Consider the following 21,146-nt stretch of genomic DNA (forward strand, 5'->3'; position numbering starts at 1 on the left):
CGAGTTGACGTTTACGTCAACGCGGTCACCATGCGTCATATCGCTTGAGGGAACTGGGCCGTCTATCGCCGCCGGACGCGGCCAGGCAGTCAATGCTCCGGCGCCTGGAAAGGCTTGGTCATCGCCGCCGCGGTGTCGCCGGCATTCTTGCGGCGCCGAAGCGCGTTGTCGCGGATATCGTCCTTGGACAGGAAGTTGACCTGGTCGATCAGCACCTCGTGCACCAGCTCGACGCCGACGCGGGTGTTGATGGTGTCGCGGATCGACTTGCGGAAAGCGTCGAGATCGATCGATTCCTTCTTGGTGAAATCGATCTGCGGGTTGGAATAGAGATAGGAATAGACCTGGTCGGTCATCAGCGCCTGCGCCGGGATCGACAGCTTCTTTATCTGGTCCGGCTCCACCGTGTAGACGAGCTTGGTGAGGAAATAGCCCTCGATCGTCCCGTCGCGCAGCAACGGCACCGAGATCATGTCGGTCTTGACATAGTCGAGGCCGCCCAGCATCGGCTTCGGCGGCTCGGCCGCGCCGCGCTGGCCCGCCGCCTGGAAGGAATAGAAGACCGCGCCGAGCGTCACGGCGCAGATCCACAGCGCGGCGGCGATGAATTTTATCACCGGGTCTGTCCTTGCGCCTCGATCATCTCATCAGGCTCGCGCCATTCCGAACTCACCGGCCGAATAGGTGCCGTCGGTATCGGCGCGCTGGATGGCGTTCCTCAAAAGCGTGGCGACTTCGTTGACCGCGTTGAGATGGGCAAGGATCGCCGCCTCGTTCCTGGCCAGCTTCTGGCGCAGCCGCAGCAGGCCTTCGCGATGCTGCTCGAGGAATTCGATCTCGTTGGCGCCCTTCATGGCGCGGTTCAGCTCGTAGAGATACCGGCTCTTGCGCGCGTTCGAGGCCTTGAGATCATAGGCCGTTCCGCTGCGGATGCCGGCGGTTTCCTCGTCCACGACTTCCTCGATGCGACCGATGATGGCGGCGAGGTTGCCGGGTCGCGCGGCGGCGGGCGCCTCCATTGCGCTGGTGCGTGCGGGAAGGTTGGAAAGCTCCGTTTGGTCGGCCATGTAGGTCCCTAGATCTTGATATCTGTTTTTATGATCGTCTCGTCGCCGGTCATCGACCGTGCTGCTTTGCGCTCAAGCTCCTCGATCATCGAGGTCGAAAGCCGGGTCTGCCGGTCGATCTCGGTTTTCTGCGCTCCACCGGCAATGGGGCCGACCGGCACCTTGTGCTTGCCGTCGAGATAATGGTCGGCAAGCATCGATCTGGCGATGCCGATGCCGCCATGCGCGGCCATGACATCGGCCACCTTTTCGGCGAGCTGCGACTTCCACATGTCGCCGGCCAGGCCCTTGCCGTAAACACCCTCGGTGTCCTTGGGCATCATGTTCTGGATGAAGGTGGTCAGCACCATCGCCTCGAAGCGCTGGAACTTCTTCGCCGGATTGGCGGCTTCCGCCTTGTCGGCCGTTGCGCGCGAGAGAATGGAGCCGGCATCGACCGTCGCGGATGAATCGACAGAGAAAGGCGCCGAGGTGCCATTCGCCCTTCTCGCGAGCGCCGCGCGTGCGGCCTCGACATCGGCCGGCTCCGCTGCGCGGGCAACGTCCATGACGATGTCGCTGGGTGGGGAAATGGCCAAGAAAGTCCGCCCTTTGTCGGTTTTGTTAGTTGCACAATGACTGAAGAAGCTTGTGGCAGGCTTGCGATGATCAGCCGTCGGAGGTTCGCTTCTGCATGATCAGATCGAGCCGCTCGCGGTCGGAGCGTTCGCGCTCGTCGCGGCGGCGCTGGTCCTTGTAGGCGCGCTCGACCATGTTGGTGCGCGCCGTCGCAGTGGCGATCAGCGCCGCTTCCTGGCGGGCGTTATCGACGTTCTGTTGCTGCCGGCCGAGCGCGTCGGTGATGCGCCGGTGGTAGAGCGCGGGAAAGAGGCCGGCCAGCGAGCTGTCGGTGTCGAAGCGCTCGATCAGCTCCTTGGCCTCCGCTTCAGCCTTGACGGCGGCGGCGAGGAAGCCGGCGTGGCGGGTCTCGTGCAGCGCCTTCAACTGCTCCTGCACCTTGACCAGTTTCTTCAGGCGGTCCTTTCGCGCGGTCATGGAGCCTATCTCGCCAGGGTGAGGTCGACGAAGCCGTCGACGAACAGCGACAGCAAGGTGCCGACGGCGAAATAGAAGATGATCATTCCGCCGGCGATGACGAAGGGCAGCGAAATGAAATAGACCGGGATCTGCGGCGTCAGCTTGTTGACGAAGCCGATCGTCAAATTGACCAGGATGGCATAGGCGACGAAGGGACTGCCGAGGCGGATGACCAGAAAGAAGGCGTCGGACACCGTGTCGGTGACGTCGACCAGCGCCGCCTGCGGGTTGAAGAACACGTTGACCGGAGCGACCGTGTAGGAGGCGACGAGCGCCTTGACGATCTCGTGGTCGAAGTCGAAGACGAAGAGCAGAAGCAGCGCCGAGAACGAGATGATGGCGGCAAGCGCCGCCTGCGGTTCCGGCTCCTCGATCGCCGGTCCGCCCGAGCCGCCATAGCCGATCAGCATGGCGATGGCCGAGCCCATGAAGCGCAGCGCCTCCATGTAGAGCCTGGCCATGGCGCCGATCAGGCCCCCGACCAGGAGCTCGGAGACGATCATCGGCGCCAGGACCTGCGGGCGCGGATCGACGAACGGGTAGATGCGGTCCCACAGGAAAGCGAGCAGGCCGCCGGTGGCGGCGAGCGAAACGAACAGCCGGATCTGCAGCGGCACGCGGGCGCTGGACAGCCCGGGCATCAGCATGAAGCAGGCGCCGATACGGCAGAAGGCGAGGAAGGCGGCGATGACGACGCCTTGCGAGAGCGCGTTCACGAGATCGTTCCGAGCACCTTGATCTCGACGCCCTTGGCGATCTCGACATGGCTGAGAACGGGAAGCGTCGTGAACAGCCGCTCGATGATCATGCGCACATAGGGACGGGCGTCGGGCGCGGTGACGAGCACAAAACGCTCGCCGGCCTCGAGATGCTTGCGGATCGCCTTGGTGGCGTCCTGGCCGAATTCCTCGAGCTGACGCGGATCGATGTCGAACTCGCGTACCTCGCCCTTGGCGTCGCGCTTGAGGCTCTGATGGAAGGCCAGGTCCCAGCGGTTGCCCAGGCGCAGCACCTTGAGCGTGCCGCCTTCGGAGAGGTCGCCGCAGATCTGCTGCGCCATGCGGATGCGCACGTGCTCGACGATCTGCTCGGTGCGGCGCACATGCGGCGCGATCTCGGCGATCGCCTCGATGATCAAATGCAGGTTGCGGATCGAGACGCGCTCGGCGAGCAGCAGCTTCAGCACGGCCTGCAGGCCTGGATAGGAGATGTGCGAGGTGCATATCTCGTCGGCGAGCTTGCGGTATTCCGGGTCGAGCCGCTCCAAGAGCGCCTTCATGTCCTTGTAGGACAGAAGCTGCGGCAGGTTGTTGCGGATCACCTCGGAGAGATGCGTGAGCAGCACCGACATGTTGTCGGCGAAGGTGAAGTTCTCGCGTCTCAGATCCTCGGCGAAGGTTTCGAGCACCGAATAGGCGCGCATGCCGAAGGCCGGTTCGCGGATTTCCTCGCCGGGAATTTCCGGCACGCCGCGCGTGCCGAGCAGCACCATGATCTCGCCGACGCGCATCTGGTATTCGGCGACCACCGTGCCGTGCACCTTGATCTGATAGCTCTTCGGCGGGATGGCGAAGTCGTCGGCGACGCGCACCTCCGGCACCACGAAGCCATATTGCTGGGCGAATTTCTTGCGCATCTTCGACATGCGGAACACCAGTTCCTGGTGCGCCACCATCAGCCTGGTCGAAAGCTGCTTGCCGATCAGAAGCTCGATCTCGGCGGTGACCAGCGAGGCCTTGACCGAGTTCTTCTCCTCCTCGACCTTGTTCGCCTTTTCCTGCGTCTTCAGGGCTTCGGCGGCGGCGCGCTCGCGGCTCTGGCGCAGCGGGATGATGTAGCCGAGGCCGGCCATGCCGCCGGCAAGCGCGAAGAACGGGAACAGGGGCAGGCCGGGCATCAGGCCGAGGATGACCAGCAGCGAGGCCGCGACGTAGAGCGCGCGCGGATGCGCGCCGAGCTGGCCGAACACCGCCTGGTTGGTCGAGCCGCGCGTGCCGCCCTTGGAGACGAGCATGCCCGCGGCGAGCGAGACGATAAGCGCCGGGATCTGGGTGACAAGGCCGTCGCCGACCGACAGCTTGATGAAGACGTCGGCCGCCTGGCCAAGGCCCATGCCGTGGCGCAGATAGCCGATGGCGATGCCGCCGACGATATTGATGGCGGTGATGATCAGGCCGGCGATGGCGTCGCCGCGCACGAATTTCGAGGCGCCGTCCATCGAGCCGAAGAAGGAGCTCTCCTCCTCCAGCTCGCGGCGGCGCAGCTGCGCGGTCTTCTCATCGATCATGCCGGCGGAAAGGTCGGCGTCGATCGACATCTGCTTGCCGGGAATGGCGTCGAGCGTGAAGCGCGCGCCGACCTCGGCGATACGGGTCGCGCCCTTGGTGATGACGATGAAGTTCACCACGATCAGGATCATGAAGACGATGAGGCCGATGACGAAGTCGCTCGACATCACCAGCTTCGAGAAGCCCGAGATGACATAGCCGGCGGCATGCGTGCCCTCGTTGCCGTGCGACAGGATCATGCGCGTGGTAGCAATGTTGAGCGATAGCCTGAGCATGGTGGCGATGAGCAGCACGGTCGGGAAAGATGAGAAGTCGAGCGGCCGCTGGATCCACAGCGCCACCATCAGGATCAGCACCGAAAGCGCGATCGAGAAGGCGAGGCCGATATCGATCAGGAAGGCCGGAATCGGCAGGAACAGCACCGCCAAGATGAAGACGATGCCCAGCGCGAAGAAGATGTCGCGGCCGTTCTTGACCGCCAGGCCGGACGGTAGTGTTTCGCTGATCGCCATGTCGTCCTCAAAATCCAGGCCGTCCGCCACGCACAGGACAGGCCCTCGACCGTAACCCTCCAAGCTTGCGCGAAGGTGGGAGAGCGGCTACGGCGCCTGAGCCACCTATCGGAAGGAAATCGCATGCTCCTGATCATCGGCACGATCCGCTTGCCACGCGACAGGCTCGAACAGGCAAAGCCGGCGATGCAGCGAATGATCTCGGCGAGCCGCGCCGAGCCCGGCTGCCTCGGCTATTCCTACGCGCAGGATGTGCTGGATGCCGGGCTCATCCATGTCTCGGAGGCCTGGAGCGACCGCGCCGCGCTCGAAGCGCATTTCAAATCGGCGCATATCGCCGAATGGCGCGCGAGCTGGGCCGAGCTCGGCATCGGCGAGCGCAAGCTCACGCTTTTCGAGACGGACGGCGGCGCGCCGACCTGATCGTGTGAGGCATTTACGGCTGTGCCGCATCCGCGGTCGCGACGGCGACCAGCCAGCGCCGCACAGCGCGTTCCTCCTCGGCGGAGAGGCCGGCGGGCGGAGCTGCTGGCGATCTTCGTCGTACAAGACGATTCCGGCCCTTTCACCATACCGGTGCCCGACTAAGTCTATCTCCTGGTCACGCGGCAAGTCTTGCTTAAGACTAATGCGGCGCAACGCCAAAATGGCGCCACATGCGGTCGGCATTGCGATTGCCACGCAAAGCCGCCGCGCGTATCAGGCACGGCAGTTCTTATCTTTCGCATACCGGCGAGCCGCTTCGTTGCCTGCCAGAAACGACCCACAAGTTTACGCCCGCCGGCTTCGCGCGGTGCTGATCAGCTCGATCCCCGTGCTCGAGGCGCGCGGCATCGTGATCGTGCTGATGGCCGGCATGGTCGGCGTCATCGCGGGCGCGCTGGTCACCGGCATGAGCGCGTTGGTGCAAGGCATGCATTACCTGCTGTTCGACGTGCAGCCAGGCGGCAGGCTTTCGGCGATGTTCTCGCTTGCCGATCCGGTGCAGGCGATGTTCCCGGCGATCGGCGGCCTGCTGCTCGGCCTTTCCCTCATCTGGCTCAGAAAGCGCAAGTTCCGCACACCTGTCGACCCGATCGAAGCCAACGCCCTCTATGGCGGGCGCATGTCGCTCACGGATACTTTCATCATCGTGGCGCAGACGATGATCTCAAGCGGCTTCGGCGCCTCGGTCGGGCTGGAAGCCGGTTACACGCAGATCGGCTCCGGCGTAGCTTCCCGACTTGCCCGCGCTTTCCGGCTGCGCCGCAACGATGTCCGCATGCTGGTCGGCTGCGGCGCGGCCGGCGCGATCGCCGCCGCCTTCGACGCGCCGCTGACCGGCGCCTTCTACGGTTTCGAGCTGGTCATCGGCATCTACTCCGTCGCCAATGTGGCGCCGGTGATGGCGGCGGCGATCGCCGCTTCGCTGACGGCGGAAATGTTCGGCGGCGTACCGTTCCCGCTGGAACTCTCAGGTCTGCCGAATCTGACCGCCGGCGAGTATGTGCCGTTCCTGCTGCTGGGGCTGCTCGGCGGGGCTGCCTCGATCGCGATCATGCATCTGGTGAGCATCGTCGAGCGGCTCTTTGTACGGTTGTCGATCGACGTATCGGTCAGGCCGTTCATCGGCGGCATCTTCGTCGGCCTGCTCGGGCTGGTCACGCCGCAGGTGCTCTCCAGCGGCCATGGCGCGCTGCACCGCGAGTTCGCCATGAATTATGCCCTTCCCGTGGTGGCGAGCGTCTTCGTGATGAAGCTGGCGGCCTCCGCCGTCTCGCTCGGCTCGGGCTTCCGCGGCGGCCTGTTCTTCGCCTCGCTGTTCCTGGGGGCCTTGCTCGGCAAGGTCTTTGCCGGCGTCATGGCGCTGACCGCGCCGTCGGCTGGCATCGACCCGGCGGTCGCCGCCGTCGTCGGCATGACTTCGCTTGCGGTGGGCGTCGTCGGCGGTCCGCTGACCATGACGTTCCTGGCGCTGGAATCCACCCGCGACCTGACGCTCACCGGCGTGGTGCTGGCCGCCTCGATCATGTCGGCGATCCTGGTGCGCGAGACCTTCGGCTACTCCTTCTCGACCTGGCGTTTCCACCTGCGCGGCGAAACGATCCGCAGCGCCCATGACGTCGGCTGGATGCGCAGCCTCACCGTCGGCACGATGATGCGCAAGGACGTCCGCACCATTCCCGCCTCGACCACGCTCTCCGAATTCCGCAAGGAGATCCCGCTCGGCTCGGCGCAGCGGGTCATCGCCGTCGAGCAGGCCGACCAATATGTCGGCATGCTGCTGGTGCCGGAACTGCACAGCGATCGCTCCGATGGCGAAATGCCGGTGAGCGCGCTCGCCCAGTTCAAGGACGCGGTGCTGGTGCCGTCGATGAATGTCCAGACCGCCGCCGAGACCTTCCAGCGCACCGGGGCCGAAGAACTTGCCGTGGTCGAGGATTTCGACGAGCGCATCGTGCTTGGCCTGCTCACCGAAAGCCATCTGATGCGCCGTTATGCCGAAGAGCTCGACAAGGCGCGGCGGGATCTTTCCGGCGAGGGCTAGTCGGTCGACGGCACAGCCACTCGCAAGCTCTACATGATCCAGAGCGCCGACTGATCGTCGACCCTTTGCACGCCGAAGCAGGCTTCGGACGACGTGCGATCAGTGATCGATCGGCCCCTTCGGCGAGACAAGCGTCGTGCCGGCGGTGGTCGGACGCTCGATCATGCGGCGCACGCGCGGCGGGTTGTCGCCGCTGTGCAGCGCGCGGATGCGTTCGCCGACCACGGCGTCGGCATGAGTGGCGCGCCGGTTGTGGCGGATATACTCGACCCAGGTCGGCGTGTGGTAGTGCTCGATCCACACCGACGGATTTTCGAGGTCGCGGGCCAAGGTCCAGTTGCGGGCGCCGTCACGGCGGCGGATGCGGCCGCGCTCGGCCATGGTCGCCAGGAATTCCGGCACGTCTTCCTCGCGGATGATGTACTCGATCATGATGGCGATCGGGCCGCTGCGCGGCTTGAGGTCGAGCGCCAGCATCGGTTCCTTGAAGCGGTTGAGCGGATCGAGGTTGAGCACCGTCTGCCGCGGCAAGGGCAGGACGAAGCCGATGGCGCCGCCGGCGAGCATCGCGACCGCCGCCGCGGTCAGCGCGCTCTCCGCGCCATGCGCGTCGGCGACGACACCCCAGATCCAGCTGCCCAGCGCGATGCCGCCGAAGGTCGCCGTCTGGTAGATCGACAGCACGCGGCCGACCACCCAGCGCGGCGTCGACATCTGCACCGTGACATTGAAATGCGAGAGCGCGATCACCCAGCAGGCGCCGCCGATGAGCAGGCCCGCCGATGTCTGCCAGGCATTGTGGCTGACTGCGGCGTTGAGGGCGCAGAGCGCGAAGCCGCTAAAGGCCATGCGCACCATCGTCTCGCTGGACAGCAGCTGCCTGAGCCGCACGCTGATCAGCGCGCCGCCGACCGCGCCGATGCCGAAGGCGCCGAGCATGATGCCGTAGGTCAGCGCATCGCCCTTGACGACATCGCGCGCCACCAGGGGAAGAAGCGCCAGCACCGCGCCGGCGCTGAAGCCGAAGGCCGAACCTCGGACCAGCACCTTGGCGATGTTGGGCGACATGGCGACATAGCGCAGACCGGCGCCCATCGCCGCGCCGAGCGACTCCCGCGGCAGGGTTTGCTCGGGCAGCGCCGGCCTCCAGCGGGCGAGCACGACGATCAGGCCGATATAGCTCACGGCGTTGACGGCGAAGGCGGCCGCCGCATCCGCGGCGGCGACGATGACGCCGCCTATGGCCGGGCCGACACTGCGGGTGATGTTGAAGCCCAGCGAATTGAGCGCGACTGCCGCCGGCACCTTGGCGCGCGGCACCATGTCGCCGACCGAGGCCTGCCATGACGGGCTGTTCAGCGCCGTGCCGCTGTCGATCAGGAAGGTGAAGGCAAGCAGCGTCCAGGGCGTCATCCAGCCTTGCCAGGTGAACAAGGTCAGCAGCGCCGAGACGACCAGCATGAAGGTCTGCGCCACCAGCATCACCTTGCGGCGGTTGAAGCTGTCGGCGATGGCGCCGGCAACGAGCGCGAACAGCATGATCGGCAAGGTGGTCGAGGCCTGGACCAGCGCCACCTGGTAGGGCGAGGTGGCGATCGTGGTCATCATCCAGGCGGCGCCCACGCCCTGGATCAGGCCGCCGAAATTCGACACCAGGCTGGCCGACCAGACGGCGCGGAAGATGCCGTGCCGGAACGGCGCCAGCGCGGAGACGCGTTCGCTTTCCGGCTCGTCGTCGATCATGGTTGCGCCTTCGTCCGCTATAGAGGCTCGCCGCGCCCGCAGGCGGGCGACTCGCCAAAGAGTGCGACCCAACAACAGGATGGCAAAGGCGAAAATGCGTCGGCGAAGCTTTAAGCCAAGCATCTGGCCTGTCTGGACCAACTTCTGGCTATGTCGCGTTTCTCGCCTCGGCATGCAGGGCCTCGGTCAGGCCGCCTGCCGTCTCGCCATTCATGTAAAGCCTGAGCAGCATTTCCATGCCGACGAGACGCAGGCGCGACGTTTCCTGGCTGCTTGCCATGTCGATCAGGTCGTCCAATTCGGAAGCAGACCATTTCATCGCGTCGCGCAGCAGGCCACCGCGCAGCAGGCCCTGCGTGCCAGCCGAAAAAGCGGCATCCATCTCGAAGCCGTTCTTTGCGGCGCGAATGTTTTCGCGCGGCAGATGGCGTTCGGCGACCTTCTTGAGCAGCCACTTGCCGGTCCCGTCGCGATATTTCTGCCGTCGCGGCAAATGAAGGGCGAAGTCGATCAGCCGGTTCTCGAGGAACGGCACCCTGAGCTCGACGGACGCCGCCATGCTCAACCGGTCGTGCCGGTGCAGCAGGTCCTGCAGGTGCGAATAGAGGTCGTAAAAACAGCTTGCCAGGAAAGCGCGATCGCCGGGCGGCGCGACACCGTCCAACCTGTCGAACAGCTTGGTCTGCAGGAAGTTCAGCTCGGGGGACAGGGCTCTGAGCGCCATGGCGCGGTCCGTCGGCGAGCCGCGACCGATCGAGTTGCGGAACGGGGCGCGGCGCAATTCAGCGAATTTGCGGTCACGCCCGGCCTTCGACCGGAACAGGCGCTGCAGCCAGGACTGGCGCCAGAGCCTGACTGTCGATGCCTGCCATTTGTAGCCGCCGAAAAGCTCGTCGGAACCCTCGCCGGTCAGCAGCACCTTAACGCCGTCGGCGCGGCACTGCTCGGCAAGCGCCAGCAGCGCCGCGTGGCTGGCATGCCAGCCGTCGGTTTCGAGGTGCCAGACCGCGCGCGGCCAGAGTTCGAGGAACCGGTCCTTGTCCAAAGGCACCCGGCGCAGGCTGACGCCGACATGCCGACCGGTCCGCTCGGCATCCTCGGCCTCGCTGCGGCCGAGCTTCGGGTCGACAACGTAACCATGCATCTCAGGCCTGAAGCGTTTGGCAAGCGCGGTGATCAGGCCGGAATCGATGCCGCCGCTGCAGGCGGTGGCAAGGCTGGTATCGGCGATGCAATGCAGCTCGACACTTTCCTCGAGCAGTGTCCGGAGCGTCGCCATATGTTCGGCGTCGGATGTCTTGTCGCCGGGGATGCGCGCGGTCTCCAGGATGTCGAGAACGTGCCAGAAGCGGCGCTTCTCGATGCCATCCGCCGTGATCTTCCAGAGGCCGGCCGGCGGCAGGCGCTCGATGCCGTCGAAGACGCTGTAGCTCGAATCGCGGCTCTGCCAAGCCAGCCGCAGCGTCAGCTCGCGCGTGTCGATCCGGCGGGTAAAGTCGTGGCAGGCGAGGATCGCCTTGTCCTCTGAGGCGAACAGCAGGCGGTCCCCGGTCTCGGCGACCGACATCGGTTTGATGCCCAGCCTGTCCCTGGCAAGCCACAAGGCGCCGGCGCTGGCATCGAAATAGGCGAAGGAGAACATGCCGTCGAACAACGGCACCGCCTTTTGCGGGCCCCAGTGATGCAGGGCCTGAAGCACCACCTCGGTGTCGGACACCGTGCGGAACGTCAGGCCTTCCGCCTCCAGTGACCTGCGCAGCGCGCGAAAATTATAGACCTCGCCATTGTAGCACAGCACACCGTCGCCGGACGCGGTCAGCATCGGCTCGCGCGCGGCGGGCGATGGGTCGATGATGGTCAGCCGGCGATGGCCGAGCGCCAGGCGGGCGTCGTTCCAGTTGCCGTGATCGTCGGGACCGCGATGCGCCAATGCCTGCATCATGCGCGCGACGTCGCGACGATCGCCGCTGCCGATCGGATCGCGCTTTCGCCAGACGCCGGCTATTGCGCACATGGCCCGCCGGCCGTTCTTGCCTGATGCATCGCTTCCTGAAAGTGGCTTAGGACAAGGGCGCCGACCGATGCCGGCGCGCTTCACAATCTAGCTGCTACAGATGCCGCTGCAAGATCACCCGGGTCGGGGCGAAAGGCTACCCGACGCTCGCCGCCTTGCGTCAGAAGCCGTGCTCGATGCGTTCGAAGATGACGTTGGTGAAGGCCGAGATCTGGCCGCCGATGAAGGGGCCGGTCAGCGCCACCACGAGCATGATGGCGACGATCTTCGGCACGAAGGTCAGGGTGATTTCCTGGATCTGGGTCAGCGCCTGGATGAGCGCGATGCCGATGCCGACGACCATCGCCACCAGCACCACGGGAGCGGAAGCGGTAAGAACCGTCCACACGGCGTACTGGACGATATCGAGGGCATCGGCCTCGTTCATGGCTGACCTCTCGCGAGCCCGCTAAAGCGGGTCGCATGAAAAACAGTTCACGCGACCTGTTTTTGTTTTGATTTAAGCATGTCTTTGCCCCGAAACCGGCCCCATTTTCGGGAGACCTGCTTATGCGGCCGGCTTGATCGACACGCCCGCGCCGACGGGAACCTGGGTGCCGTCCTGCAGCACGGCGATCAGGCCGCTGCTGGAGAGCGTCACCGAAGCCACCGTTCCGGTTGTCTTGCCGTCGGCCGAGGTGATCGAGCGGCCGATCAGCGCATCGGCCTGCGACAATGCCGAGGACTGCATGATCTGGTCGAGCTTGGTGTTGCTCTGCACCGACTGCTCGACTTGGGAGAAGGTGGCGAGCTGCGCGACATATTGCGTGGAATCCATCGGTTTGGTCGGATCCTGGTTCTTCATCTCGGCGATCAGGAGCTTCAGGAACGACTGGTAGTCAACCGCCGTCTTGGAAGTCTTCTGGCTGGCCTGGTTGGCGCCAACCGGGATCGTTGTCGTCATGTCGACGGCCATTTTATGCTCCTACAGCCAGTGCGCGCGGCGTTTGGGAAATGTCGTCATCGTCTTCGAGCACCCTGCGCTCGAGCGGATAGAGCGCGCGGATCGCTTTCAGCGCCTCGTAGATCTCATCCTCGCCGACCATCCGGTCGATCTGCTTCAGGCTCTTGCAGATGTCCTGGTTGTCGAAGCTTGCGATCAGCATCGGCAGCGAGCGGCGGAACATCTCGCGCGCCTCGGGGGCGCCGAGCGGGTTGATCAGCATGATCTGCACGATGAAATAAAGCTGCCTGAGCGGCGTAGAGGCCTGATCGGCCTGGAGGACGTGGCTTTCGAGCAGGAACTGCACGTCGTTCATCAACTCGATGGTGACCTTGCGGTCGACGCGGATGACCGCGCCGTTGATATAGATCTTCTCGTTGGGCTTTAGCGAGATCTTCAGCGTGTTGGTCATTGGATGCCGTCTCGGATGATCTGGGAGACCTCGATCAGTCCTTCGAAATTGTTGGTGCGGCCCTGGCGGATGTCTTCCGTCTCGCGCAGCAGCCATAGGCCGATCGAGATCAGGTTGGCGCGCAGTTCCTTGGGCAGGGCGTTGTCGCTGGAGCCGAGATCCTCAACGAAGGTGGTCCAGATGCGGTTGGTGAAATGCAGCGCCTCGACGGCTTCCATCGACTCAGTGCCGACGGCTGCTGCCGCTGCCAGCATGTCGATCGACCGGGTGAGCAATTGCCGCTCCCGGTCCTTGGCATCGGCGACGGAGTCGGTCTGGATGTCGGCGTAGGAGAATTGATACATCGTCGGCGCTCTGGCGTTCCGGTTTACGTGTTCAAGTCAGATAGTTCAGCAGGCTGAGCTGCTGCAGACGCGCGGTCAAGGCGAAGGAGGTCTCGATATGCTGCGTCAGGTCGGCGACCCGGGTAGCGGCTTCCGCGGGATCGACGCCTTCGAGATCGACGATATGCTTCTCGAACAGGTCGACCTGGGTCTTCATGCGGTCGCTGGCGTCGGATACGCGCTGCTGGGCAAGGCCCGTTTCGGCCCGCACCTGGGTAATGCCGCCGATGGCTTCGCCGACCAGCGCCTGCGCGCGGCTGACGACGGCGTTCTGGGCGGCCTCGCTGATGCTGCCGGTAAGCAGGCTGCTGACCATGGCGGACGCCATGGCGAGCTTGCGGATACCCTGCTCGTTGGCGCTGACCGAGGTCTGCGTGGTTTCGTTGAGCGAGATGCGGCTGGTGATCTGCTCATCGGTGGCGCTCGACCAGTTGGCCTGCCAGCCGGCGCCCAGGAATTGCGGCTCGACCTTGGTGGTGATGAAGTCGTCCATCTGGGCAGCGGTGATGTTGGCCGCCGCCGGGGCGGTCTGGGCAAAGCCGAAATAGCTCGAGAAGGCGGCATCGAAGGCGGCTTTGGCCGGCGAGCCCGTGGCGTTGAAATCGTCGATCGGCTTGACGTCGGTGTTGGTGCCGGCAAACAGATATTCGCCGTTGACGCTGGTGTTGAGGATACCCGTCATCTGCTGCAGCGCCGAGGCGCCGGCGGTCTGCAGGATGCTGGTCGAGGAGTCGCCCGACACGCCGCTGGTCAGCGCCGACAGGAAGCTCTGCGCGGCACCGGCGATCTGGCCGAGCGAATCCTGGGTCGATGTCAGTCGCGCGGTGACGAGGGCGTTGGAATCGACGATGCCGTTCAGCCGGTCGAGGTCGCGCTGGAAGGTGACGGCCTGGGTCGTGCGCCCGCCCAGCGCCAGACCGACATCCGCGACCTTGCCGGTCGTGGATTCCGTCGTCGCCTTCACAAGGTCGGCCTGCATTTTCGCTTGCTGGTAACGCAGGGCGTTGGAGATGGCGGCTGAGGAAACGGCTGTCGCTTTCATGAATTATCCTACCGCGCTCATCAGGGCGTCCAGCATGTCGCTCACGGTCTTCATCATATGCGCCGAGGCCTGATAGGTGTGCTCGAGATCGAGAAGCAGAGACATCTCCTGGTCGACATTGACCCCGGTATCGTTGGACAGCGCTTCGGCCGTTCGCGCCGCCAGCGCCTGCTTGCTGTCGGCATTCGTCGAGGCCTGCTGGCGCACGCCTTCGAACCAGCCGATGGCATTGGCCGCGTAGTCGGAGACGCCGGAGCTGACGGCGATGCCGGCCGAGGCATCGAAGGCCATCGGCTGATCGAGCTTGTTGCCGTAGCTGATCAGAAGGTCCGAATAGGATGCGTTGCCGGTGTTGACGATATAGGCCGCGCCGTTGGCGCCGCCGTCGCGCAACAGCGCGGGATTGCCGCCAGCGCTCGGATCGAAGGCGACGTTGACGCCAATCGATCCGGCGAGGCCGTCGACCAGGGTGCCGGCGGCCGGGATTGCCGGCGCGCCGGACCATGTGAACAGGCCGGCCGCATTGGGCTGCGGTGGCGCGGTTTCGGCAAACGCGGTGATAAGGCCGCGCGCGATCTCGTCGAGTTGGCTCTGCATGGTTGAGGCGACGCCGTCGCGCAGCTTCAGCAGGCCCGCAAGCTTGCCGTCGGCGGTCGCGTTGTCGCCAGTGCCGGCCGAGACCGGCACATTGTCGATGTAGACCGTGTTGCCGGGCGTGCCGGCCGAATAGCCGGCCGAGGGCGCGAAGGTCACCGAGCGCGGCACGGTCTCGAACAGTGTCGTGCCGTCCTTGGTGGTGACGACCATGTCGTTGTCGCCGCGCGTGAAGGTCGATACCGGGACATATTCCGATATCCTCTTCAGGAGGGCGTCGCGCTGATCGAGCGCGTCGGACACGTCGGTGCCAGATCGCGTGCCGGAGATGACGGCCTTGTTGGCATCCTGGAACTGGCCGAGCAGGGAGTTGAGGTCGTCGACGGCGGTGGCGATCTGGCTGTCGGCCTGGGTGCGGAAGTCCTGGATCGCCTTGGTGCCGCTGTTGAGAGAATTCACCACCTGCTTGGCGGCATCGATGACGCTGGTGCCGAGGTTCTGGTTCGATGGCGTCGTGGCGTAAAGCTGCAGAGATTGTTGCAGCTTGGCGATGGCCGTCGAGGGAGAGGACGCGTTGTCGACCCCGTTGACCGACAGTTCGAGTTGATCCATGCCGTTGTAAAGCGCGCTCTGGCCGCTCCATGCCGACAGCGCCGAAAGGTTCTGGCGGAACAGGAGCTCGTTCGCGGCGCGTTGGATTTCCACCGCCCGGGCGCCCGGCGCCGTGCTGGTCACCACGGCGATGCGGCGGGTATAGTCAGGGTTCGACGCGTCGGCCACATTGCGCGATACGACGCTGGTCTGCTTGGACGTGGCCAGGAGCGCCGATTGGGCAATGCTTAGTGCGGAGGAAAGCGACATGCTGATCTTTCACGGGCGGCGCCCGTCGTTTATCTCTTCAAGTTGACGAGGACGTCCATCAGGTCCGAGCCGGTCTGGAAGACCTTGGAATTGGCGGTGTAGCTGCGCTGCGCCGCAATCATGTTGGTCAGTTCCTCGGCGATATCGACGTTGGAGTTTTCGAGCGCCCCGGAGACGATGGAGCCGAGCTTGCCCTCATTGGCAAAGCCGATGTGGACGGCGCCGGAGTCGGTGCTCTGCACATAGATGTTGCCGGGCATTGCGGTGAGATTGTCGGGGCTCTGAACGTCGGCAAGCGGGATCTTGTAAAGCGCCTTGGTCGAGCCGTCCGCGAACTGAGCGTAGATGACGCCGTCCTGGCCGATCTGAACCTTCTGGATGGAGCTCGGGGCGTTGCCGTTGACCTTGGCGTCTGCGACGGTGAAGCCGGTGCCGAGCTGGGTCAGCTTGGAGAGATCGAGGTTGAGGGTCTGGCCGCCCGGAACGGTGAAGGAGACGCCCGTGGTCGTGCCGCTGAGCTTGCCGGTGGTGGTGTCGAAGGTGAGGTTGGCCGATCCCAGCGCACCGCCGGTATAGGGGAAGGAGGTGCCGGGGGTCGCCTTCGACTGATCGAAGACCGAGACTTCCCATGTTCCGGTGCCGGTCTTGGTGAAATAGACGTCGAGCAGCTTCTTGTTGCCGAGATTGTCATAGGCGACCAGCGAGGTTTTCGACGTGTATTCGGCGGTCGCGCTGTTACTGGACGGCAGCGGACCGGAGGGCGGCGTCGCGCCCGCGGGCAGGTTGCCGGAGAACAGGCCCTCGGTGCTCGGCGTCGCCGTCATTTGCTGATCGGAGATCTGCACCGGCACGAGGCCCTCGAAGCCGTTGGCGGTCGCTGCCGGATCGCCATTGGCGTAGTCGTAGGCCATGAGCTGGTAACCCGCGGCGTTGACCAGCCGCCCTTGCGCATCCGGGACGAAGGAACCGGCGCGGGTGAGATAGGGCGTGCCGCCGGCATCCTGGACGACGAAGAAGCCGTCGCCGTTGACGGCAAGATCGGACACCGAGGTGGTGTAGGTCATGACGCCTTGCGTGCCGACGGCCGAGCGGATCGTGGTGGTCACGCCACCGGAATTATAGGCGCCGCCGGTGCCGGGCATGATCAGTGACGAGAACTCGGCCGAAGAGCGCTTGTAGCCGGTGGTGTCGGAGTTGGCGATGTTGTCGGCCACCGCGGAGAGGCGGTTGGCCTGCGCGTTCATGCCGGAAACGCCGGTCCGCATCATTCCGTAGAGGCTCATCGATGGATCTCCGCAGTGCCTGGGTAGCAGGCCGTAAAACTATGCCTCGTGTCTTGCGCGAGGCTGGCGCGGGATGGGCCTGGCGCGGCCATCAAAACACCAGCCGGTAGCCGAGGAACCTCTTGGAATCGATGGGATCGTGACCGAGCTTCTCGCGCAGCTTCTTGCGCAGCTTCGATATATGGCTCTCCACCACGTTCTCCTCGACCTCTTCGTCGAAGATGCCGTAGATGGCGTTGAAGACCTGGGTCTTGGTCACGCGCCGGCCGCGGTTGCCGGCCAGATATTCCAGGATGCGCCGCTCGCGCCGCGGCAGCGGCAGCGGCTCGCCGTTGATCTCCGGATCGCGGCCGTCCATGAAGATCCGCATCGACCCGACCTCGGTATAGGCGGCCTCTTCGGAGCCGCGGCGGCGGATGGCGGTGATGCGGGCGAGAATCTCTCGGATATGCACCGGCTTGCGCACGACATCGTCGACGCCGCTTTCGAACAGCCGCAGCGTGTGCTCGAGCGAGTGATGTTCGCTCAGGGCGATCACCGGCGCGCCGGTGCGGTCGCGGATCTGGCGCGGCGATATCGCGCCTTCGCGGCAGTCGCCGATGAGAAAGGCCCTGACGGATCTGAGATCGGTGTCGGCGGCGGAACTCACCCACTCGCCGAATTCGCCTGGCGCAAAGCCGGCAGTGGCCACCCCCTCGCGATCGAAAAGTGAAGAGTAGCCCTCTGTCACGAGCTCTCGCTCGTCAACGATCACGATCATCGGCCCGCCCTCCGAATCATTTCACTTGCCCCGTGGGGAAAGGCGTACCCGGCTCGATGAATCCTGAAAAACCATCATTTCTTGTAGCTATTTTCTTGGGAGTTTTTTTGGGAGCCGTAATAAAAGCGGTTGCGCTGGTGTATTCGCGCCAACTGTTGGCCGACGAATATCGGCGCCGGCGGATAGGCTGGCGAAGGTCGACCGGCTCTCACGTACAACAACTACTGATTGCAGAAGGTGCTGGCATTCGGCGTCCATTTGCCGAAGCCGGTGGCGACCATGTTGGCGATGACGCGGCAGACATAGACCTTCTGCGCGGGGTCGTTGTCGGGGCCGGCATGATAGCGGGCGACGGCCATTGACCAGGTCATGTGCCGGGCATGCAGGCTGACCAGGAAGCGCGCCGCGTAGTCGACATTGCGATGCGGGTCGAGCATGTCCTCGACGCTGCGGAACTGCGCGCCGTGATAGCGATGGTTGATCTGCATGCAGCCGAGATCGATCAGCGTCTTGCCCTCGCGACGCGCGTTCTCGAATGCGGCGAGCGCTTCGCCGCGACTGCGAGGAAACACAGCTTTTCCTTCTATATTCAAGGCATTAGGCTGAAGGCTGCCCTTCTTTCCGGTCTCAGTCAGGCCGACGGCGTACAGGATTCCGGCGGGCACCCCGTAGCGATCGGCGGCGCGCAGGATCTCCGGCTCGCAGGGATTGGCTGCGGCGCTGGCCGCGCCGGCAGCGAAACTAGATATACATATCGTCGTCAGCACGCTCGCGAAGAGGCGAAGCGGGTCGACCGAATTCCTGTGCGCCATCGCCATTGTTCCTTCCCGGTTGCCGGCCGCCGCCCGCGCCGTTGCCGCCCGAATTCCCAGGCTGGAACGAAGGCTGGTCGCGGCCTGTCGACATCGGCATGGCGCTGGTTGCGTCGGCGCGACTGGCCACATGCGTCGCTATCGAGGGTTGCAGGATGGTGACCTTGTCGACGTCGAAGCCGAGGCTGCGCATCGACTTGACGACGGCGTCGCTGTCGGCGGTGAGACGGCGGTATGCCTCATGTGTCTCGGGCTTCATCTCAATCGAAAGTCGCTCCCCCGAGAGCCGCAGGCTGGCGACAACCGATCCGAGCTCCGAAGGGTGCAGCTCGATCTTCAGCACGTGTGTCGGAACGGCAACAGAATTGGTCGTCTGGAGGCCCGTCGAGGCGCTTGCAAAGGCTTGCTGGATGCCATTGTCGGAGGCAAGCCCTTCAACCAGCGCCGATGCCGTCTGGCCGATCGGATTTTGCGCCGGCGCCGGGAAGCTCTGCTGGCTGACGACTTCCATGCGTCCGGCGGAAGAAGACGGCTTGCCCGGAGTCTGCTGCGCGGCCGACTGCGATTGCAGCGAAGCCTTGGATGCGGAAGCCGGCCGCCAGCCTTGCGGCGGCAACGGGCTACCGGCCGCCGGATCATCCCCTTGCGCCGGCAAGGCATCGGCATCACGCCGGCCCGCCATATCGAGAGCCATTTGCGCCTTCATCGGCTTTAGCCCAAAATCGGGGCCGGAATCGTCCGCTGCCGTCGAACGGGAGGATCGCGACAGCGGCTCGGCGGAACTGTCGATCGCCGTGCGCTTGCCGGCGCGCAGCCGCAGTTCCAGCGATCCGTGGTCGCCGGCGGCTTCTTCACCATCAGCGCCGCCCGCGCCCGACGATTGCGCGAAATGCTTCATGTCGCCCAGCGCCATCAGCAACGGCAAGCGGTCCTGCAGCGGCGCGGGATCGTCGGATTGCGCCGCGGTATCCTTATCTGCGGTCTGCTTCGCGGATAAGGATTGCCCGTCGGTCTTCGCGGACTTTCCCGTCGCCTTCTGCGAACCGGTTTTCCCCTGCGGGTCCTGGTCCGGCTCATGCCTGCCGGCATTGGCCGGCAAGCGCCTTGCCGGATGCGCGTTCGGTATTACCGGTCCGGCCGTGTGCTTGTCCTGTGGGCTCTCGGTCCCATGCACCATCTTGCCGAAATTCTGATCCCCAACCTTGTCGCCGGCAGTGTGCTGCCGGGACTGGGCCTGTGTCGAAGCAAAGCCCGGCAAGGTCTGGTTGACGCTGGTCATTTTGGGGCTGCTCCGAGGAGTTGGTCGATCTGGTCGAGCTGACGCCGCGTGCTGGTGACCGCCGCATCGATCGGGTCTTGCATATCGGGCTTCGCCGGCGCGGATGCCTTAACCACCGGCGCGGCGCCGGTCGGAGCCGGAGCGGCCGCCAGGGTTTCAGCCGATGCTTGCGCGGGCTGCGGGACAGGGGGCGGCGAAGCGGCGGGCGGCGTGTCTTTCGCCTGGTCGCTCGGCGCGACCGGCGGATCGCTCACCGCGACCGCTGCCTGTTCGGGCATCGCTCCCTCCACGGGAGGCAAGTCCGCACTGGCCGGGTCAGCTGAGGCTTCGGTCGCGGATTTAGCTCCGTCGCCTCTTGCAACGATTGTCGGTGCGGTTTCGGCATTTGCGGGCGCTTTCACCGGCGCCATCACTTCGCCCGCCACGGCCTGCGCGGCGTCGAGCAGGTCGCGGTCGCCTTGCGAAAGCTTGCCGCGATCGATCTTGCCGAGCTTGGCGCGCACTTCATCGACATTGGCCGATGTCATGGTGGAAAGGCTCGAATAGAGCTGAGTGCGCGGGTCGTCCCGGCCGCCGTTGCCGTTGCGGCCCAGCTCGGCCTTCGCCGAGGCGAAAGCCGAGAGCTCGGTCATCCCGTCGATCGCGGCACGGCGGGCGATGCGCAGGTAGATCACTTTCTCGCGCTCGGGATCCATCATCGAGGTGATGTCGGCGATCTTGTCCTGGCTGATCGCCATGTGCAGCGTGATGACGCCGGAAACAAAGGCATCGGCGAACTGGCTGGCGTAAGGCGAATAGAGGTAGGAGGCGACATACTGGGTCGAGGCTAGCGCGAAACGGGCGGCGTCGCCCTGTGCGGCCGCGATGCCCACGGAGCGGCGAAGCGCTGCCTCCTCGACCAGCGTGCCGGGGCTGAGCAGGCGCGCCTCGTCGAGCAGGTTCAGCGCTGCCGCAGGGTCATCGGTCGCAAGCAGCGAACCCTTGACCAGCGCCAGGAAGGCGCCGAGGTCGGCGGGCACGCCCATCGGATCGATCGGCTTCAGCATTTCGATCGCCTCGGCCGGCCGGCCGCTCAGATAGGCGACGACGCCTTTGGCGATGACCAGGCTTTGCGGGTCGGTTATTGCGCGCGAAGCCGCCGCCGCGACCGTCACCGGGTTGCCGCCGCTCATGCCGTAGACGAGCAGAGCGCGGAAGTTCTTCGGCTCCTTGAAATCCTCGGCATCGGCATTGCGCATCCGGGCGTCGATCATTTCGAGGAGTTTTGCCTGCATCGGCAGCGCGGCATGATCGCCGCCGGCAATGCGATCCTGGATCAGCTGCAGCGAACGCACCAGCTGATAGGGCTGCAGGGCGTCCTGCGCCATGGCCACCGATGACGGCCCGGCAACGAACAGCGCCAGCGCCAGCGCTATTCCGGGAAAAGCGTGAGGCGGTCTTCCGTTCGGAATTGCGCCAAGGCAAGGAGGTGGAGCGGTTCGCCGTTTCGCTGAAACGGCGAGGCGCTCCA

Annotated in this window: 21 protein-coding genes; 2 read left to right on the plus strand and 19 right to left on the minus strand. The window is 64.9% G+C overall.

Going from position 1 to position 21,146, the window contains the following annotated elements:
• Positions 1 to 89 precede the first annotated feature (89 nt).
• The 6 genes from LB529_RS08930 to flhA all read right to left on the minus strand — a co-directional run bounded on the left by LB529_RS08930 (position 90) and on the right by flhA (position 4,944).
• A complete protein-coding gene (locus LB529_RS08930) occupies positions 90 to 617 on the minus strand; it encodes a hypothetical protein (protein WP_140842088.1) in 528 nt (175 codons plus the stop codon).
• Between the two features lie 30 nt (positions 618 to 647).
• The gene (locus LB529_RS08935) at positions 648 to 1,067 is read right to left on the minus strand and encodes a hypothetical protein (RefSeq protein ID WP_140542843.1); all 420 of its coding nucleotides are present in this window, start codon (positions 1,065 to 1,067) and stop codon (positions 648 to 650) included.
• Between the two features lie 8 nt (positions 1,068 to 1,075).
• A complete protein-coding gene (locus LB529_RS08940) occupies positions 1,076 to 1,645 on the minus strand; it encodes a rod-binding protein (RefSeq protein WP_224710860.1) in 570 nt (189 codons plus the stop codon).
• 70 nt (positions 1,646 to 1,715) lie between these two features.
• The gene (locus tag LB529_RS08945; RefSeq protein ID WP_224710861.1) at positions 1,716 to 2,102 is read right to left on the minus strand and encodes a hypothetical protein; all 387 of its coding nucleotides are present in this window, start codon (positions 2,100 to 2,102) and stop codon (positions 1,716 to 1,718) included.
• 5 nt (positions 2,103 to 2,107) lie between these two features.
• Positions 2,108 to 2,860 carry a flagellar biosynthetic protein FliR gene (gene fliR, locus LB529_RS08950; RefSeq protein ID WP_224710862.1) on the minus strand — a complete coding sequence of 251 codons (753 nt, stop codon included), beginning with the start codon at positions 2,858 to 2,860 and terminating at the stop codon, positions 2,108 to 2,110.
• A complete protein-coding gene (gene flhA, locus LB529_RS08955) occupies positions 2,857 to 4,944 on the minus strand; it encodes a flagellar biosynthesis protein FlhA (RefSeq protein ID WP_224524281.1) in 2,088 nt (695 codons plus the stop codon). The genes fliR and flhA overlap by 4 nt, the downstream gene beginning before the upstream one ends.
• A gap of 123 nt (positions 4,945 to 5,067) precedes the next feature.
• Here flhA and LB529_RS08960 point away from each other — a divergent pair, with 123 nt between their 5' ends.
• Both LB529_RS08960 and LB529_RS08965 read left to right on the plus strand, forming a co-directional pair.
• Entirely contained in the window at positions 5,068 to 5,367 is a 300-nt protein-coding gene (locus tag LB529_RS08960) for a putative quinol monooxygenase (protein WP_224636757.1), read from the plus strand.
• Positions 5,368 to 5,689: 322 nt separating this feature from the next.
• Positions 5,690 to 7,471, plus strand: a complete 1,782-nt coding sequence (locus tag LB529_RS08965; protein WP_224710863.1) for a chloride channel protein — start codon at positions 5,690 to 5,692, stop codon at positions 7,469 to 7,471.
• Between the two features lie 99 nt (positions 7,472 to 7,570).
• Here the strand turns inward: LB529_RS08965 and LB529_RS08970 are convergent, their stop codons facing one another.
• From LB529_RS08970 to LB529_RS09030, 13 genes are all read right to left on the minus strand, one after another.
• Positions 7,571 to 9,214 carry an MFS transporter gene (locus tag LB529_RS08970; protein WP_224710864.1) on the minus strand — a complete coding sequence of 548 codons (1,644 nt, stop codon included), beginning with the start codon at positions 9,212 to 9,214 and terminating at the stop codon, positions 7,571 to 7,573.
• A 148-nt stretch (positions 9,215 to 9,362) separates the two neighbouring features.
• A complete protein-coding gene (gene asnB, locus LB529_RS08975) occupies positions 9,363 to 11,228 on the minus strand; it encodes an asparagine synthase (glutamine-hydrolyzing) (protein WP_224710865.1) in 1,866 nt (621 codons plus the stop codon).
• Positions 11,229 to 11,388: 160 nt separating this feature from the next.
• Entirely contained in the window at positions 11,389 to 11,655 is a 267-nt protein-coding gene (gene fliQ, locus LB529_RS08980; protein WP_095766361.1) for a flagellar biosynthesis protein FliQ, read from the minus strand.
• A 120-nt stretch (positions 11,656 to 11,775) separates the two neighbouring features.
• Positions 11,776 to 12,183: a flagellar hook assembly protein FlgD gene (gene flgD, locus LB529_RS08985; RefSeq protein ID WP_224710866.1), complete on the minus strand. Its 408-nt coding sequence runs from the start codon at positions 12,181 to 12,183 to the stop codon at positions 11,776 to 11,778.
• A gap of 1 nt (position 12,184) precedes the next feature.
• Positions 12,185 to 12,622, minus strand: a complete 438-nt coding sequence (gene flbT, locus LB529_RS08990; RefSeq protein ID WP_095766363.1) for a flagellar biosynthesis repressor FlbT — start codon at positions 12,620 to 12,622, stop codon at positions 12,185 to 12,187.
• Complete coding sequence (gene flaF / locus LB529_RS08995; protein WP_040989989.1) at positions 12,619 to 12,966, minus strand: flagellar biosynthesis regulator FlaF; 348 nt, start codon at positions 12,964 to 12,966, stop codon at positions 12,619 to 12,621. The genes flbT and flaF overlap by 4 nt, the downstream gene beginning before the upstream one ends.
• 31 nt (positions 12,967 to 12,997) lie before the next feature.
• Positions 12,998 to 14,047, minus strand: coding sequence for a flagellar hook-associated family protein (locus LB529_RS09000; protein ID WP_224710867.1), 1,050 nt, complete (start codon positions 14,045 to 14,047; stop codon positions 12,998 to 13,000).
• Positions 14,048 to 14,050: 3 nt separating this feature from the next.
• Positions 14,051 to 15,502, minus strand: a complete 1,452-nt coding sequence (gene flgK, locus LB529_RS09005; protein ID WP_224710868.1) for a flagellar hook-associated protein FlgK — start codon at positions 15,500 to 15,502, stop codon at positions 14,051 to 14,053.
• A gap of 29 nt (positions 15,503 to 15,531) precedes the next feature.
• Positions 15,532 to 16,785: a flagellar hook protein FlgE gene (locus tag LB529_RS09010; RefSeq protein ID WP_224636748.1), complete on the minus strand. Its 1,254-nt coding sequence runs from the start codon at positions 16,783 to 16,785 to the stop codon at positions 15,532 to 15,534.
• A 91-nt stretch (positions 16,786 to 16,876) separates the two neighbouring features.
• Positions 16,877 to 17,545 carry a response regulator transcription factor gene (locus tag LB529_RS09015; protein ID WP_095766367.1) on the minus strand — a complete coding sequence of 223 codons (669 nt, stop codon included), beginning with the start codon at positions 17,543 to 17,545 and terminating at the stop codon, positions 16,877 to 16,879.
• Between the two features lie 221 nt (positions 17,546 to 17,766).
• On the minus strand, positions 17,767 to 18,357 hold the full coding sequence (locus LB529_RS09020; protein WP_224524331.1) for a transglycosylase SLT domain-containing protein: 591 nt from the start codon (positions 18,355 to 18,357) through the stop codon (positions 17,767 to 17,769).
• Positions 18,287 to 19,636 carry a flagellar hook-length control protein FliK gene (locus LB529_RS09025; RefSeq protein ID WP_224710869.1) on the minus strand — a complete coding sequence of 450 codons (1,350 nt, stop codon included), beginning with the start codon at positions 19,634 to 19,636 and terminating at the stop codon, positions 18,287 to 18,289. Before LB529_RS09025 ends, LB529_RS09020 begins: the two co-directional genes overlap by 71 nt.
• Complete coding sequence (locus LB529_RS09030) at positions 19,633 to 21,003, minus strand: chemotaxis protein MotC (RefSeq protein ID WP_224710870.1); 1,371 nt, start codon at positions 21,001 to 21,003, stop codon at positions 19,633 to 19,635. The genes LB529_RS09025 and LB529_RS09030 overlap by 4 nt, the downstream gene beginning before the upstream one ends.
• Positions 21,004 to 21,146: the final 143 nt, after the last annotated feature.

The organism is Mesorhizobium sp. CA5 (assembly GCF_020165105.1).
GTDB lineage: Bacteria > Pseudomonadota > Alphaproteobacteria > Rhizobiales > Rhizobiaceae > Mesorhizobium.

What these genes read in the sequence shown, in the direction of transcription:
- LB529_RS08935 (WP_140542843.1), bottom strand. Translation starts at nt 1,067, where the DNA reads ATGGCCGACCAAACGGAGCTTTCCAACCTTCCCGCACGCACCAGCGCA.
- LB529_RS08945 (WP_224710861.1), bottom strand. Translation starts at nt 2,102, where the DNA reads ATGACCGCGCGAAAGGACCGCCTGAAGAAACTGGTCAAGGTGCAGGAG.
- flhA (WP_224524281.1), bottom strand. Translation starts at nt 4,944, where the DNA reads ATGGCGATCAGCGAAACACTACCGTCCGGCCTGGCGGTCAAGAACGGC.
- LB529_RS08960 (WP_224636757.1), top strand. Translation starts at nt 5,068, where the DNA reads ATGCTCCTGATCATCGGCACGATCCGCTTGCCACGCGACAGGCTCGAA.
- LB529_RS08970 (WP_224710864.1), bottom strand. Translation starts at nt 9,214, where the DNA reads ATGATCGACGACGAGCCGGAAAGCGAACGCGTCTCCGCGCTGGCGCCG.
- asnB (WP_224710865.1), bottom strand. Translation starts at nt 11,228, where the DNA reads ATGTGCGCAATAGCCGGCGTCTGGCGAAAGCGCGATCCGATCGGCAGC.
- fliQ (WP_095766361.1), bottom strand. Translation starts at nt 11,655, where the DNA reads ATGAACGAGGCCGATGCCCTCGATATCGTCCAGTACGCCGTGTGGACG.
- flgD (WP_224710866.1), bottom strand. Translation starts at nt 12,183, where the DNA reads ATGGCCGTCGACATGACGACAACGATCCCGGTTGGCGCCAACCAGGCC.
- flbT (WP_095766363.1), bottom strand. Translation starts at nt 12,622, where the DNA reads ATGACCAACACGCTGAAGATCTCGCTAAAGCCCAACGAGAAGATCTAT.
- flaF (WP_040989989.1), bottom strand. Translation starts at nt 12,966, where the DNA reads ATGTATCAATTCTCCTACGCCGACATCCAGACCGACTCCGTCGCCGAT.
- LB529_RS09000 (WP_224710867.1), bottom strand. Translation starts at nt 14,047, where the DNA reads ATGAAAGCGACAGCCGTTTCCTCAGCCGCCATCTCCAACGCCCTGCGT.
- flgK (WP_224710868.1), bottom strand. Translation starts at nt 15,502, where the DNA reads ATGTCGCTTTCCTCCGCACTAAGCATTGCCCAATCGGCGCTCCTGGCC.
- LB529_RS09010 (WP_224636748.1), bottom strand. Translation starts at nt 16,785, where the DNA reads ATGAGCCTCTACGGAATGATGCGGACCGGCGTTTCCGGCATGAACGCG.
- LB529_RS09015 (WP_095766367.1), bottom strand. Translation starts at nt 17,545, where the DNA reads ATGATCGTGATCGTTGACGAGCGAGAGCTCGTGACAGAGGGCTACTCT.
- LB529_RS09020 (WP_224524331.1), bottom strand. Translation starts at nt 18,357, where the DNA reads ATGGCGCACAGGAATTCGGTCGACCCGCTTCGCCTCTTCGCGAGCGTG.
- LB529_RS09025 (WP_224710869.1), bottom strand. Translation starts at nt 19,636, where the DNA reads ATGACCAGCGTCAACCAGACCTTGCCGGGCTTTGCTTCGACACAGGCC.
- LB529_RS09030 (WP_224710870.1), bottom strand. Translation starts at nt 21,003, where the DNA reads ATGGCGCAGGACGCCCTGCAGCCCTATCAGCTGGTGCGTTCGCTGCAG.